13 protein-coding genes are annotated in these 14,447 nt (G+C 37.4%); 2 read left to right on the forward strand and 11 right to left on the reverse strand.

Features of this window, described 5'->3' with window-relative positions:
• Window positions 1–80: 80 nt before the first annotated feature.
• From B5X53_RS13990 to B5X53_RS14020, 7 genes are all read right to left on the reverse strand, one after another.
• Window positions 81–2,552 carry a TonB-dependent receptor gene (locus B5X53_RS13990; RefSeq protein ID WP_079713847.1) on the reverse strand — a complete coding sequence of 824 codons (2,472 nt, stop codon included), beginning with the start codon at window positions 2,550–2,552 and terminating at the stop codon, window positions 81–83.
• On the reverse strand, window positions 2,530–3,894 hold the full coding sequence (locus B5X53_RS13995) for an HTTM domain-containing protein (protein ID WP_079713848.1): 1,365 nt from the start codon (window positions 3,892–3,894) through the stop codon (window positions 2,530–2,532). The genes B5X53_RS13990 and B5X53_RS13995 overlap by 23 nt, the downstream gene beginning before the upstream one ends.
• A gap of 9 nt (window positions 3,895–3,903) precedes the next feature.
• Window positions 3,904–5,025 (reverse strand): imelysin family protein, encoded by a 1,122-nt coding sequence (locus B5X53_RS14000; RefSeq protein ID WP_079713850.1) that lies wholly within the window; start codon window positions 5,023–5,025, stop codon window positions 3,904–3,906.
• A gap of 65 nt (window positions 5,026–5,090) precedes the next feature.
• Window positions 5,091–6,299 (reverse strand): DUF4856 domain-containing protein, encoded by a 1,209-nt coding sequence (locus B5X53_RS14005; RefSeq protein WP_079713851.1) that lies wholly within the window; start codon window positions 6,297–6,299, stop codon window positions 5,091–5,093.
• 96 nt (window positions 6,300–6,395) lie between these two features.
• The gene (locus B5X53_RS14010; RefSeq protein WP_079713852.1) at window positions 6,396–7,259 is read right to left on the reverse strand and encodes a hydroxymethylglutaryl-CoA lyase; all 864 of its coding nucleotides are present in this window, start codon (window positions 7,257–7,259) and stop codon (window positions 6,396–6,398) included.
• Window positions 7,260–7,383: 124 nt separating this feature from the next.
• Entirely contained in the window at window positions 7,384–7,998 is a 615-nt protein-coding gene (locus B5X53_RS14015) for a LysE family translocator (RefSeq protein WP_079713853.1), read from the reverse strand.
• Between the two features lie 25 nt (window positions 7,999–8,023).
• Window positions 8,024–9,052, reverse strand: coding sequence for a quinone-dependent dihydroorotate dehydrogenase (locus B5X53_RS14020; protein ID WP_079713855.1), 1,029 nt, complete (start codon window positions 9,050–9,052; stop codon window positions 8,024–8,026).
• A 110-nt stretch (window positions 9,053–9,162) separates the two neighbouring features.
• Here B5X53_RS14020 and pepT point away from each other — a divergent pair, with 110 nt between their 5' ends.
• Window positions 9,163–10,404: a peptidase T gene (gene pepT / locus B5X53_RS14025; protein ID WP_079713856.1), complete on the forward strand. Its 1,242-nt coding sequence runs from the start codon at window positions 9,163–9,165 to the stop codon at window positions 10,402–10,404.
• A 140-nt stretch (window positions 10,405–10,544) separates the two neighbouring features.
• Window positions 10,545–11,138, forward strand: coding sequence for a YdeI/OmpD-associated family protein (locus B5X53_RS14030; RefSeq protein ID WP_079713858.1), 594 nt, complete (start codon window positions 10,545–10,547; stop codon window positions 11,136–11,138).
• A gap of 215 nt (window positions 11,139–11,353) precedes the next feature.
• Here B5X53_RS14030 and yajC read toward each other — a convergent pair whose 3' ends face one another.
• The 4 genes from yajC to B5X53_RS14050 all read right to left on the reverse strand — a co-directional run bounded on the left by yajC (window position 11,354) and on the right by B5X53_RS14050 (window position 14,327).
• On the reverse strand, window positions 11,354–11,680 hold the full coding sequence (yajC, locus tag B5X53_RS14035; RefSeq protein WP_079713859.1) for a preprotein translocase subunit YajC: 327 nt from the start codon (window positions 11,678–11,680) through the stop codon (window positions 11,354–11,356).
• A gap of 3 nt (window positions 11,681–11,683) precedes the next feature.
• Window positions 11,684–12,148 (reverse strand): DUF1573 domain-containing protein, encoded by a 465-nt coding sequence (locus B5X53_RS14040; RefSeq protein WP_079713860.1) that lies wholly within the window; start codon window positions 12,146–12,148, stop codon window positions 11,684–11,686.
• A 48-nt stretch (window positions 12,149–12,196) separates the two neighbouring features.
• Complete coding sequence (gene nusB / locus B5X53_RS14045; protein ID WP_079713862.1) at window positions 12,197–13,141, reverse strand: transcription antitermination factor NusB; 945 nt, start codon at window positions 13,139–13,141, stop codon at window positions 12,197–12,199.
• A gap of 82 nt (window positions 13,142–13,223) precedes the next feature.
• Window positions 13,224–14,327 carry a Glu/Leu/Phe/Val family dehydrogenase gene (locus B5X53_RS14050; RefSeq protein ID WP_079713863.1) on the reverse strand — a complete coding sequence of 368 codons (1,104 nt, stop codon included), beginning with the start codon at window positions 14,325–14,327 and terminating at the stop codon, window positions 13,224–13,226.
• Window positions 14,328–14,447: the final 120 nt, after the last annotated feature.

Genomic DNA, 14,447 nt, shown 5'->3' on the forward strand with positions numbered 1-14,447 from the left:
AATTGGAACAAATATAATTATTTAGAATAGGTTTAAATAAAATGTAGATAATTTTTTATGCACTGTTTGTTAATCAAATTCTATAATTTAAACTGAAGTGTAGTATACCAGGTTAATGGTTGCGCGGGTATGATTCCCGGCCCGGGATATCCGGTAGCTCTTCTTGTAAAATAGCTGTTATTTAATAGGTTATTTATACCGGTTTCAAGTTTAAATCGCTTGTAGGAATAGGAAAAAGAAAGGTCCATGATGCCGTAAGCCGGAATTTCACCTTCAATCCCTCTTTGCGAGTCCCGGCGATCTTGTGCTGCATTGGTAGCATCGGTATACTGTTCAGATAGATAAGTATACTGTAAGCTGCCCAATAGGTTTTTATATCCAAAACTCATCCCCGCCTTTAGGTTTACTGCAGGAATGAATTCTACCTGATTTCCTTCTACATTGGTCTGTGCAGAAGAAGTATATTCAGAATCGGTAAAAGCAGCATTTAGAAAAATGCTGGACAGATAATCTTGATTCTCCCCAAATAATATATTTTTTAAATTCCATTCTCCAAAAGCTTCCACTCCATAAATAAAAGCATCTCCAATATTTCCTCTAAATCTAACCAAACGACCGGTCTCCACCATTTCTCCCGAGGCATTTTCCCTTTCTTCTGCTCTAAGAACCTCTCCTATCCTGTTATTATATCTAAGTCCAAAAATACCGGTATCATAAGAGAAATCTTTGTATCTGCCTCGTAAGCCTAAATCGGCAGTAAAACCTTCTTCATCGGTAATATTGGGATCAACCTGGAAAACAGGATTCACCACCCGTATATCATTAAAAGTCACCGAACGGTAGTTTTGAGAGAAGTTACCATATAGCTCAGTTTGCGGAGTGAATTTATAAGCTGCTCCCGCACCCAACAATACAAAACCTCTTTCAAAACCCCTGTTATCTGCGATTGTCTCATTTTGTAGAACATTCCCAGCCAGATCGGTGAAAATGTTTTTAAAGCTGCCTTCGCTTTGTGTATGTATGTATTCAAATCTAAAACCCGGTGTAATTGAAAAACGCTCGGTAAGATGAAAAATGTTTTCCCCGAAAATCGCCAGGTTTTTATTCGGAAACTGGAATTCGGACTGCCGTGGGTAATTTGGATATGATGAGGAGGCAAAACTAAAATCAGGATTAGCTGCAGCGCTTCCGGGCCCTTGTCTTTGGGTATTATCAGCATCATAATATTTACTTCCTATAAGAAATACCGATTCTTCTCCCAGAAAATTATAGCGAGTAAGCAAACGAGCTTCGGCGCCCCAGTTATTAAATGCATCAAATAATAGTTCTCTTGGCTCTTCGGGGTCATCTGGTTGTGAAACCCTGTTTTGACGATATCCCAGTGCCTGCCGGGAGGCATCAAGACCAAAAAGATTAAGACTGAAATCTGTTCTATCAGAAATCTCATGCTGAAACTTTAACGCAAATAGATTCCAGTTTACATCAAACCAGTTTCGCGAACGATTGCTGTAATTAGGGTTTTCATAAAACTGAGCATCGGTTAAACCGCCGGGCTGCTGGGCAAGGTAATCCAGCCAGGTATATTCAAAACTCAACTGGGTTTTCTCACTAAATTTCCAAGCCAGATGCGCAAAAGCATTATGAGATTCATATTGGGAATTTGGTCTAAATCCATTTCCCGATTTATAATTATAATAAGTGTAATAACTAAATTTACCTACAGTTCCACTCGCACTATTAAAACTGGTAAAAAGATCGTAAGATCCTACCGACTGCCGATTGATAAATTCGAATTTTTTAACCGGATTTGGCTTTTTAAACCTGAAATTAATAAGGCCGCCAAACTGGGTTCCATACTGAAGCGAAGCAGCTCCACGTACCACTTGTATCTCGCTCAAAGCTGCGGGTGGCGGGGTATAATAACTTTCCGGATAGCCAAGAACATCTGCCGAAATATCATATCCATTTTGGCGAGTATTAAAATTTTGCGTGCGGTTTGGATCCAGCCCTCTTCCTCCTATATTTAACTGTAAACCGGCATCTCCATTATCATAAATATTTAGTCCTACCACATGGTTATAAATTTGCCTGGCATTATTTGCGGCTAAATTCCCGGTTACTTTATCCATTAACACCACTTCACTTTTTTTACCGGCATAGATGGCGGTACCTTCTACTTCTTTAAGCCGACGTAAAGCAAATAATTGCTCACGGCGTTGGGTAATAACCACTTCAGAAAGACTTTCAGCTAAGGGCTCAAGTTCAAATATTACTTCGGTATTTTCGGTAACTTCAATTTCTCTTTCTTCAATTTGAAATTCAAAGCTATAAACCACAAATTCATAAGTTGCCGGCGGCAGTGCTTCAATAGCAAAATCTCCATTCTCATCGGCAAGCGTAAGATTTCCGGTTGTTTTATTATAAATTTCAGCATAGGGAACGCCGGAATTATCTTCAGAAGAAATCACCTTCCCTTTTATAGACTGGGCATAAGACCCGGTAAAAGTCAGGAAAATTAAACAAAAGAAACTAAAGGCCCTTGATTTGGTCATGGAATGGTAATGTAAAAGTTTTGTGCTTAAAGGAGTCTTTCTCCTCTAGCAAATTGACGTTAGGATCTATATAAGGCGCACTTTGTCTTCCGTTAAGTGCTACATAACTTTCCACGTAAATTTCGATATTTTCGTGACCATCTTTTTTAAAATGATCTGCCAGATAATGCGCGTATTGCAAAATAAAATCTGGTTGTGTGGACATTTGTTTTTCCTGAAACGGCGTTAAAAAATCTGAATTATCTACATAAAAACGTTTTCCGGTTTCTCCATCCACTACTTTGAATTGTGCATAACCGGCTTTTTCCATCAACATTACCCGCCAGGAAAACCTAAAACCTTCTTCGGTCCAGAAAAGTTCACCGGGATAAAGTAAATATCTCCAGGGGAGCAATAGCTGAACGATAAAGAAAAGGCTCAAAAAACTTAAAAGAAATTTCCTTTTGTTCGAAAGATAATTTAACGCCCTGCCATTATCAAAACGCGCTTTTACAATTCCGAACAGGCGGGAAATCTTTTCCAGGATTTTATGATGAATTCCAGGATCAAAAAAGATAATGGCACTTACAATCATAATATACGGGAACATTCCAATAGGAAATAAAACCCGGGTTAATACGTGAAATATCACAACCATTACAAATGCAAAAAGCCGGGTTGGGCGGTACAACAATAAGAATGGAATTAAAAGATCATATAACATCCCACTCCAGCTGAATGCGTAATGCACCCATTCCTGTTGCAGCAAATCACCTAAAAAAGGAAGATCGTATTTAGACGGAAGCCATATTTTAAGAGGCATAGCCTTTAAAAGCCAATCGAAATTTATTTTGGCCAAACCGGCATAGAAATAAACTATCCCAAGCAGTAGTTTAATACTGTCTATACACCAGCGGGGAATTTTTTGAAAAGCAATACCTGTATTTTTCTTTGCATCTAAAGAGAAATAGGCATTTGCAGGAAGAAAAATGAGCAAAAAACTGAGGATACTAATAAAATAATAATGGTTTAAATAGGTGGTTTTATCCATCAGCTCTATATAAGTAAAGCTGATAAAAAAGGTGATAATGGCCAGCCGATACTTATAACCAATCCCAACGAAGAATGCTGAAAGTCCACAGATTAAAAAAATGATGTAGGTAAAATTACCCAGGGGTTTTACCCATTCAAAACCGTAATAGGAAAATGAAAATTCAGGGAGGATGTATAATTTTTCAATCCATCCATTTAACCAGAATCGAATAATACTGGCCAGCATCATAAAACCGAAAAAAACCCGAAAGACTGCTAAAGGAGCGGCCTGGGTTTTTTCGTTAAAATATGATGTAATCTTCTGATTCATCCGGAAATATTAATCGCCGTCAGAATCAACATAATCTACACTTATTGAAAGTGCCTGCATCATATCTACTTTCAGCAAAATTACATTTTGCTGTAACTCATCATAAGCCGCTAACATTTCGTTATTATTGTTTTCAACCTGGCTAACAAAACTGTTGTCCAGCACCTCCGCATGTGCTCTTATTATATCAAACTGGCTGTTTATAAGCTTGCTTAAATCTTCACCGTTTTTAATGCTGTTAAGATAATCCAGGTAATCATCATACCCGGGGCCTTCCTGGCTGCCGTTAAAATGACGGCCGTTAAAGAAATTCTGAGTAGTTTGTAAAGACTTTAGATACAGATCTTTTGAAAGTGAAGGTGAATAATATGCTTCTACCGCACCCGGTACCGGATTTCCTGTGAAAACACCCGCAGGTATTCCTATTTTTCCCGAGCGAACAAATTTTTCGTAATAGAGAACGTAATCATTTGTTATACGATCTACTGCGCCTGTACTGGACGAGCCTGTATTTGAAACAAAATCATCGCGAAAAGAGTCCTTCCATCCTGAATGCACTGTATTAGTTAACGCATTTATCCTTTTAGAAACATCATTTAGATAATTTTTATAAACCTCTGCATTTTCGTGAGAAGTATAAAATTCTACGATTTCTGTATCGGTTTCAGCAAGTCCGTTTAGCAGGTAATCAAGTGCAGGAAAGCCCTGTTCATCATAAGCAGAAGGCAATTCCAGATTATAATCATCAGTAGAAATTTTTCCGTCCACACCGGCTGCATCTAATGGGTAAGTATTTAGATTAGAACGATAATTTATAGCTTCAGCCTCTCCTATTTCAAATAATGAAACCGTTTGAAACCCAAGGTAACCGTCCTCGTAGGCGCTGCGTAATTCATTTAAAGTTGTTTCGGAAGGATCACTGGTAAAAGCAAACGTTTTCTCTTCCAGAGTTTGAGTGATACCTTCAAAATTTTCAAAAGATGGAATAATTATATTATCTGCCCAATTCTGAAGCATTTCTCCACGATCAAAAGAATCGGTATTTGCACCATCATCAGTATCTTCCGTATCACTACAGGAAATCACTGCTGCAAGTAAGAACAAGGTTGAAAATCTTAGTATCCTGATCATAATTATAATGAATTAAACCAGGGTAAAAAAAACTACTTTAACCCTGGTTGTTTTGTTTGCAAAAGTTATTCAGATGCCTGCTCCACAGTAAAATCAAATGAAGCAGCAATTTCTTCAGAAATAGTATCAAGAGTTTCCGGGGTCACATCCCAAAAACCATCTCCAGCCATTAACTGCTCCAGGTAATCTTCTACCTTTTCAGCCGAAATATAAGGAGATCCTGTTGCCGGATTATGAGTAAACATAAGGCTATAAATAAAGCCATAGCCTTCAGAAAGAGAATGGAAGGCTACTCCATCCTGACCTTCAGCCAGTTGATTTTTACCGGCTTGTAGATAATAGATGGCACGCACTGCGATTATGGTTGAAACGTTCTCACGAATAATAGCAACCTGTTGGTCACGAAGATCATAATCCCCGGCAACGATTGCAGCTCTACCGGTTTTGAAAGCTTCGAAAGTTTCTTCAGCAATACCTTCAAAATCACTATCATTATTTACACTTCCCATATATTTAAAAAGAAGGATGTCATCACTTTCATTTAAATCAGTATTAGGATTTTCAGAAGGAATGGAAGAATCTCCATAAAGGTAGCCATAAGCCTCGTCCCACTTATGTTCCATAGTAGTATAGCTTTTTCCTTCCTCTACATTTTCTTCGTCGTTATTAACAAGATTATCTCCTTCGTCAAGCACTTCTACAGAAAGATAATTGTTAAGCATTTGGTCGGTTACAAGCGCACCAATTAATCCTTTAGCAAAAGCCTGATCGGGCTCTAAACCTTTTTCGTCTATATATCGCTCTGAAGATCCGGCTGCAATTTGACCTGCTTTCCCGGGAGCTGCAAGCTCATTTTCATTAGGAAAAACCTCATTAGCCTGAATACTAATAAATTCTTCAAAATCGTTTTTTATTTCGTTACTGGCTACTGTATTTGTAGAAAAGTACAATCTTGAGGCAGCTACTTTGCTTTTAATGCTTTTTGAAGTTTCGTTCAGCTCAGGGCTTGTAAAAGGATCGTTTTCATTAGAAAACATATTAGACATGCTGCTTTGAGTAGCATTCTCGAAATTATGGAATTCGGCAAACAATTCCTTTACCATGCTTAATCTTTGGGTTTGTCCTGTGTAACTTACGGTTGATTCCCCATCTCTCTCAAACGAGTATTGAGCAGGAACTTCAATTTGCTCATCTTCAGGTATTGTATCATCATCTGATGTACACGAAGTAAAGGCAAGGCCACTAAGAACAAGAGTTGTCAAAATCTTTTTCATTGTTACTTTATTTAGACTGATTAAATATAGGTAGCAAATATATAATTGTAATTTATTTGCAACAACTATTATTAAGAATAATTTTAAATAAAATAATTAATGATATGCAGAGAAGATTTTAGAAGCTTCATTATAAGCCGATTCAAAGCTGGTCATTTTAATATTAGAATCTGCTTTTTTTGAATTGAAATAGGAAAGCATTTTTTCGGAAGGCATATTTCCGGTTAACTCATCTTTGGCCATTGGGCAACCACCAAAACCTTGGATTGCGCCGTCAAATCTTCTGCAACCTGATTTATAAGCAGCATCAATTTTTTCGTGCCATTTTGTGGGTATGGTATGAAGATGGGCTCCAAATTCAATTTCAGGATATTCTGGAATTAAATTTGAAAATAAATATTCAATGATTTCAGGAGTAGAACTCCCAATGGTATCAGATAAAGAAAGGATTTTTACTCCCATTCCAGATAATTTTTCTGTCCACTCCCCTACTATTTCTACATTCCACGGATCTCCATACGGATTTCCAAAACCCATGGATAGATAAGCTACTACGTCTTTATCAGTTTTTTCGGCAATCTCCAGGATCTCACTTAATATTTCTACCGATTCAGCGATAGTTTTGTGAGTATTACGCATCTGGAAGTTTTCAGAAATAGAAAAAGGATAACCCAGATAATTAATTTCCGGGTGTACCGAAGCATCTTGCGCACCACGCGTATTTGCAACAATTGCAAGCAATTTGCTTTTTGTAGTACTGAGATCTAATTTGGCTAAAACTTCAGCAGAATCTGCCATTTGCGGAATTGCTTTTGGAGAAACAAAACTTCCAAAATCTATGGTATCAAATCCGCAGCGCAGTAAAGATTGAATATACTGCACTTTTTTTTCTGTAGGAATAAAGGTTTTAATTCCCTGCATTGCATCTCGCGGACACTCGATAAGCTTGATTTTATCCATACCTTCAAAGATAGTATTTTAAGGAATATTTAAAAACCTTTGGAAATTAATTCATTTTATTTAATTGAAAGCTATTAATTACTAATTCCACTAAGCTTCTTACAAAGAATAATACTGAATTCTTTTAAACGAGTATAAAAACTGCAATTCCGATAAATACTACAATTTGAAGCCATTTTAAAACCACCCCCGAATGTTTATGTTTTTTAAGATAGGTAGAGATTTTTCCTGCCAGTAAGGCTACACTTCCAAAAATCATAATGGTTACAAGCATAAAAATGCCCCCCAGGATATAAAATTGTACCACTGTATTCCCGCCGGGTACCCAAAGAAATCCAGGAAAGAATGCGAGAAAAAAGATAGTTACTTTGGGGTTCAATACGTTCATTATAAAACCTTGCTTAAAAAGGGAAAATAAGGGCTTTGCTTTAATTCCTTTAGCAGAATAGGCAATTTCAGGATCACTTTTGTAAACCTGCCAGGCGAGATATAAAAGGTAAACGGCACCGAAAAGTTTGATAATAAAAAAGAGGGTTTCAGAACTCTTAATTATTGCCGAAACCCCAAACGCAACCAGGCTGGTGTGAATTATAATCCCGGTAGCGAGTCCAAGAGCTGTGACAAATCCGTGTTTTTTCCCATTGGCCATTCCCTGTACCATTACATAAATAATATCGGGACCGGGTGAAATGGTGAGAATCGCCGATGCAGTTAAAAAGGGAATAAGTTGCTCTAACAATTTTTGCGATTAAATATTCTTATGATTAATTTTTATTCTCAGTTTCAAGTAACTTCATATTAATCTCTTTTATTAAGCCCGGACCTTCATAAATAAAGCCCGTATAAAGCTGGACTAAACTGGCACCTGCTTCCAATTTTTCCAAAGCATCTTCGGCAGAATGTATTCCACCTACCCCAATAATTGGAAAAGCCTTATTACTTTTTTCAGAAAGAAACCGAATAACTTCGGTAGCACGGTTTTTTAATGGTTTTCCGCTTAATCCTCCGGTTTCGTTTTTGTTTTCCGATTGTAAACCTTCGCGTGAAATTGTGGTATTAGTTGCAATCACACCGGCAATCTTGGTTTCTTTTACAATATCGATAATATCCAAAAGTTGCGCATCGGTAAGATCGGGTGCAATTTTAAGTAAAATTGGTTTCTGTTTTGGTTTTTCAGCATTTAAACCTTGCAGCGTATTCAACAAATTGGTGAGCGGTTCCTTATCCTGTAATTCTCGCAAATTTGGTGTGTTAGGCGAACTCACATTTACCACAAAGTAATTCACATAATCGTATAAAGCTTCAAAACAAATCTTATAATCGTCTACAGCATTTTCATTTGGGGTGATCTTATTTTTCCCAATATTTCCACCAATAAGCACATTTTTATTTTCCTTTAGTCTTTCTACCGCTGCTTTTACACCATCGTTATTGAAACCCATTCGGTTAATGATCGCGCCGTCTTCTTTTAATCGGAAAAGCCGTTTTTTTTCGTTTCCGGGTTGTGGCTTTGGAGTTACCGTTCCTATTTCAATAAAACCGAAACCAAGATCTGAGAGTTCCTGGAATAGCTTCGCATCTTTATCAAATCCAGCGGCAAGCCCCACTGGGTTTTTAAATTTTAAGCCGAAAACTTCCCGTTCCAGGCGCGGATCTTCAACTTGAAATTTCTTTCGTACGAAACTTTTAAAAGCAGCAGTTTTGCCCACTTTCTTAAGCGTTTTAAAGGTAAAATGATGCACCCATTCCGGGTCAAATCGAAATAATAAAGGCCTAAGCGAAGATTTATACATGGTAGTTGGTTTGTGCAAAAATAGCAGAAATCATAAAAAACCGGCAGTAAATCTTAAAAGGTTTTGAAGCTGAAATGTGAATGTTTAATTTTGGATTAAACTACTAACCAATGATTAACAAACAGCGCATCATAGATCGTTTTATTAGCTATATCACGATTGATACCCAAAGCGATCCCAATAGCACAACCACCCCGAGTACCGATAAACAATGGGTGTTAGCCCGAAAACTGGCCGATGAGTTAAAAGAAATGGGAATGACCGAAGTTAGTATAGACGATCACGCCTATGTGATGGCCACGCTTCCGGCTAATGTTGCTCATAAGGTTCCGGTGATAGGTTTTATCTCGCATTTTGATACTTCTCCGGACTTTAATGCTACCGATATAAAACCTCAAATTATTGAAAATTACGACGGTAATGATATTATCCTCAATAAAGAGAAAAACATCATTCTGTCTTCAGAATATTTTGATGATTTAAAGCAATATAAAGGTCAGACCATAATTACTACCGATGGCACCAGTCTTTTAAGCGCCGATGATAAAGCCGGGATCACCGAAATTATGACGGCGATGAAATATTTGTTGGATAATCCTGAAATCCCTCACGGGAAGATTCGGGTAGGATTTACACCCGATGAAGAAATAGGCCGTGGCGCACATAAATTTGATGTAGAGAAGTTTGGTGCAGAGTGGGCTTACACTATGGATGGCAGCCAAATTGGCGAATTGGAATTTGAGAATTTCAATGCCGCAAAAGCTATTGTTAAAGTTCAGGGCAGAGGTGTGCACCCAGGTTACGCCAAGGATAAAATGGTAAACAGCCAGTATATTGCCGTAGATTTTATTAATTCCCTACCGCGATTGGAAACCCCCGAGCATACCGAAGGCCGGCAGGGATTTTTTCATTTAAGTGATATGCAGGGTGATGTAGAAGAAACCATTCTGGAATACATAATTAGAGATCACGATTTAGGACATTTTGAAGCGCGTAAGGAAATGATGCAAGACCTGGCTTCAGAAATTTGCTCGCAGTATGAAAGCGACTGTATTTCAGTCGAAATTACCGACCAGTATTTTAATATGAAAGAAAAAATTGAGCCGGTGATGCATATTATAGAAATTGCTGAAAATGCGATGAAAGAGGTAGATGTAGAACCTATTTTAAAACCAATTCGCGGCGGAACCGATGGAGCACAACTGAGTTATATGGGACTGCCCTGCCCTAATATTTTTGCCGGTGGGCACAATTTCCACGGAAAATATGAATACGTACCGGTAGAAAGTATGCAAAAAGCCACTGAAGTAATCGTGAAAATCGTGGAACTGACTTCAGAAAATTATAAGTAAACTACCTCGGGGCAAGCTCACGAAGTATTCATTGAGAACCATTGTTTAATTTTCGAGGCCCAACTGCGAAAATGGCAGGCAAGCCCCGGAACATTTAAATCTCAATTGTCGAGTAAAGACTTTATCTAAAAGTTCAAAAAATGGCTGTACAATCGGTAGACCAATATATTGAAACCCACCCCACCTGGAAACAGGAATTACTTTCTTTAAGAGAAGTATTGCAAAATACTGAATTAGAAGAATGTATAAAATGGGGCGCTCCCGTTTACGCCTTAGATAGTAAAAATATAATGGGAATCGCAGCCTTTAAAAATCATTGTGCACTTTGGTTTTTTAATGGGGCTTTATTAAAAGAAAATACCGCTTTGCTTTACAACGCTCAGCAAGGCAAAACCAAAGCTTTGAGACAAATAAGGTTTGAAAAAGGCAATGAATTAAAACTGGAAATTATTCAAAAATATGTAGCGGAAGCCATACAGAATCAGCGGGAAGGAAAAGAAATAAAACCTTTAAAAGATAAAAAATTAATATTCCCTTCAGAATTAAAATTTGAGTTAGAGAAAGATGAAGATTTAAAGAATTCCTTTCAGCAATTAACTAAAGGAAAACAAAGGGAATACGCCGATTATATTACTGAAGCTAAACGGGAAGCTACGAAACAGTCACGCCTATATAAGATTAAACCAATGATTTTAAACGGGGTTGGGTTAAACGATAAATATAAAAACTGCTAAATAAGATTGACGTTATTCTCTCCCGAGGCCTCGGGATGTTTTCAGTGTTAGAACTCCGAACAGTTTTCGGAGCAAGCTCGGAAACAAGCCCGCCTGACCGGGCGGGAAGGTTCAGGTTAACGGAAAAAAAATCATCTTTCCGGGCATTCTACAAAATAAAAATCCCCGAGCTTTTGCCCCGGGGATTTTAAATTCTATTGATTAAAACAGAAAAATTATTTCTTTTCTTTAATGGCTTTGGCCTTACTTTCTTTTTCTGGCTTTGCCGGTTCGTTGAGTTTTTTACTCATTTCCATAGAAATGGAAGAACGATCAAAGGTTATTTTTCCTGCTCCGGTTTCTATAATTACCGCATTATTTTTTTCGCTAAAATCAATAATTTTGCCGTGCATTCCACTTTTGGTCACCACACGGTCACCACGCTTTAATTCTGAAGCAAAATTACGTTCCTGTTTAGCTTTTTTCATTTGCGGACGTATCATAAAAAAATACACCACTACAAACATTAATATTATTGGGGCAAACTGGGTTAATTGATCCATTTACTAGCTAGCATTTTCTTCGGTTTCTACAAAAGCTTTAATTCTAAGACGCTCTGTACCAGCTTCAGTATTAGCAGTTACTGTAACAGTTTTTGTTACTTGCCCTTTTCCAGAACCGTTGAATTTAACTACCATTTCACCGCTTTCTCCCGGCTGAATTGGTTCTTTGGTCCAGGTTGGCACTGTACATCCACAAGTACTTTTTGCGTTGGTAATTACCAATGGCGCCTGCCCTTCATTGGTGAAGGTAAACGTATGCTCTACATTTTCACCTTTAGCAATATTTCCAAAATCATGTTCTGATTCTGCAAATTCCATTTTAGGATAAACTGTTGCCTGTGCATCACGCTCTGCAGCGCTTTCTACGTTTTCGGCCTTAACTTTTTCTGAGGCGTTATCGTTGTTTTCTTTACAAGAAGTAAACAGCAGCGCCCCTACTGCAGCTAACATTAAGATTCCATTTTTCATAATAGTGAACTTTATAATTTAATTTTTAAAAATAAGAAATTTTATTGACTACATAAGGCCCCGCCCTACTTTATTTAACTTATTATCTTCTTTATATTCTTTAGAAAGTTTATCAAGAACCCCATTGATAAATATGCTGCTTTTAGGCGTGCTATACTCCTTGGCCAGCTCCAAATATTCATTGATAGTAACTTTTACCGGGATTGACGGGAATTTTAAAAATTCACAAATCGCCATTTTAATAAGAATCATATCAATTTCAGCAATTCTATCTTTATCCCAGTTGGGGGTTTTCCCTAGCATTTCGTTCGCTAAAGTGTCATCATTCAAATAAGTTTTTCTGAATAATTCTTTTGCAAATTCTTTATCCTCTTCATTTTTATAAAGCTTTCCAATCTTTAAATTTTCAGCAGAATTAGGCTTTAATTTCTGAAGGAATTTCAGCACGGCTGTGTTTACCAGTGGAAGATCGTCTACCCAGGTAAGTTTAGCGTCTTCAAGATAATCGTAAAGTTTTTCGTTGGGTGCAATTACTTCTTTAAAAATAGCGATAATAAACTCTTTATCTTCTTTAAAGCTGGAATCGCGGGTTTCCATGTAATTTTCGTAACGATCGCTTTTCTTTATTTCCTGCCAGATAATTTGCACATAATCATCATCCCTTTTCCAGTGCGTTATTTTTCTCGATTCCAATGCATCCTGCAGGCTTTCATTATGCTCAAGAATTTCAAAAACGGCGTTGGAAACAAATTTTTTATTTGGATCTTTATCCTCGGTGGTGGCAAGATGTTTTTGTTGAGATTTTTCTAAAAAGTTTTCGGCCTGGCCTTTTAATTCGGCTATTAAGCTTAATTGTACCAGAAAAAGATCGTACATCTCTTCCATACTTTTAAGCAGGAATCTCTCTTCGGTTCCCAGATTATCGTTTTGGCTTTGGTTAAAGGCGTATAGCGATTGCATTACTTTAACCCGAATATGTCTTCTTGTCAACATAAGTGTAAAAGAACTTTTTAGAATTAGAAAAGGCGAAAGAATATTCTTTCGCCTTGCAAAAATACCAAACTTTTGAAATTGATTACTTCAAATTTTGTTTTTTTCTGTCTTCAATTCTTTGCTGTGCAATTTTAAGCGCTGCGAAGTGCGACGTCATATCTTCCTTATCTGCTTTAGAAAGAATTTCTAAGGTAGTATTGTAGATATTTTCGGTCTTACGCATAATTTCCTTTTTATCGTAATTCTCTAATTCGGCGTAAACATTTATAATTCCGCCGGCATTAATTAGAAAATCTGGAGCGTAAACAATTCCTCTTTCTCTTAAAATTGTGCCGTGAGTAACTTCATCTGCCAACTGATTATTCGCTGCACCGGCAATAACTTTTGCCTTAATGCGGTTCACCGTATCATCGTTAATGGTAGCTCCAAGTGCACAAGGTGCATAGATATCTACGTCAGCTGCATAAACATCAGCTTCGTCATAAATTATGGCGCCATATTTATTTCTTACTGCTTCAAGACGTTCTTCGTTAATATCACTGATAAAAACTTTAGCACCGTCCTGAGTTAAATGTTCTACAAGAGTTTCGCCAACGTGACCAATTCCCTGAACCAATACCGACTTTCCTTCAAGATCGTCGCTTCCAAATTTATGTTTTGCAGCGGCTTTTATCCCCATAAAAACGCCGTAAGCGGTAATTGGAGACGGGTTACCTGCTCCACCTTTATCTTCAGAAATTCCGGTTACATATTTAGTAACTTCTCGAACGGTATCCATATCTGCAGTTTCCATTCCTACGTCTTCTGCAGTGATATATTTTCCGCTAAGGGAATCTACAAAACGTCCAAAACTTCTCATAAGTTCAGGAGTTTTCTGGGTTTTAGCATCACCAATAATAACGGCTTTACCGCCACCAAGGTTTAGTCCGGTAATCGCACTTTTAAAGGTCATACCTCTGGAAAGGCGTAAAACATCATTTAATGCTTCCCATTCACTGCTGTAATTCCACATTCTGGTACCACCTAGTGCAGGTCCTAAAACCGTGTTATGAATACCAATAATTGCCTTTAAACCTGTATCTTTGTCGTTGCAAAAAACTACTTGCTCGTGGTTGTCAAAAGAGAGCTGACCGAATACCGGTGCAGACTTTTTAAGTTCATTTGCATTTAGAACATCAACTTGCATAACTTGTTACATTTTATAAATTAGTGTTTTCATATTTCTGAAAATCACAGTGCAAAAATAAAGAATATTTCAACAAAGAGGTTTTTAAAACGTGTTAAAATAACATATCCTCAAATTTTA

Origin of the sequence: Salegentibacter salinarum (assembly GCF_900168115.1) — a bacterium.
Classification (GTDB): Bacteria; Bacteroidota; Bacteroidia; order Flavobacteriales; family Flavobacteriaceae; genus Salegentibacter; species Salegentibacter salinarum.

Bases quoted from the DNA above. Each gene is read 5' to 3' on its own strand.
- B5X53_RS14030 (WP_079713858.1), top strand. From the start codon at position 10,545: ATGGCTGTACAATCGGTAGACCAATATATTGAAACCCACCCCACCTGG.
- B5X53_RS14020 (WP_079713855.1), bottom strand. From the start codon at position 9,052: ATGTATAAATCTTCGCTTAGGCCTTTATTATTTCGATTTGACCCGGAA.
- B5X53_RS13995 (WP_079713848.1), bottom strand. From the start codon at position 3,894: ATGAATCAGAAGATTACATCATATTTTAACGAAAAAACCCAGGCCGCT.
- B5X53_RS14000 (WP_079713850.1), bottom strand. From the start codon at position 5,025: ATGATCAGGATACTAAGATTTTCAACCTTGTTCTTACTTGCAGCAGTG.
- B5X53_RS14010 (WP_079713852.1), bottom strand. From the start codon at position 7,259: ATGGATAAAATCAAGCTTATCGAGTGTCCGCGAGATGCAATGCAGGGA.
- B5X53_RS14040 (WP_079713860.1), bottom strand. From the start codon at position 12,148: ATGAAAAATGGAATCTTAATGTTAGCTGCAGTAGGGGCGCTGCTGTTT.
- yajC (WP_079713859.1), bottom strand. From the start codon at position 11,680: ATGGATCAATTAACCCAGTTTGCCCCAATAATATTAATGTTTGTAGTG.
- pepT (WP_079713856.1), top strand. From the start codon at position 9,163: ATGATTAACAAACAGCGCATCATAGATCGTTTTATTAGCTATATCACG.
- nusB (WP_079713862.1), bottom strand. From the start codon at position 13,141: ATGTTGACAAGAAGACATATTCGGGTTAAAGTAATGCAATCGCTATAC.
- B5X53_RS13990 (WP_079713847.1), bottom strand. From the start codon at position 2,552: ATGACCAAATCAAGGGCCTTTAGTTTCTTTTGTTTAATTTTCCTGACT.
- B5X53_RS14005 (WP_079713851.1), bottom strand. From the start codon at position 6,299: ATGAAAAAGATTTTGACAACTCTTGTTCTTAGTGGCCTTGCCTTTACT.
- B5X53_RS14050 (WP_079713863.1), bottom strand. From the start codon at position 14,327: ATGCAAGTTGATGTTCTAAATGCAAATGAACTTAAAAAGTCTGCACCG.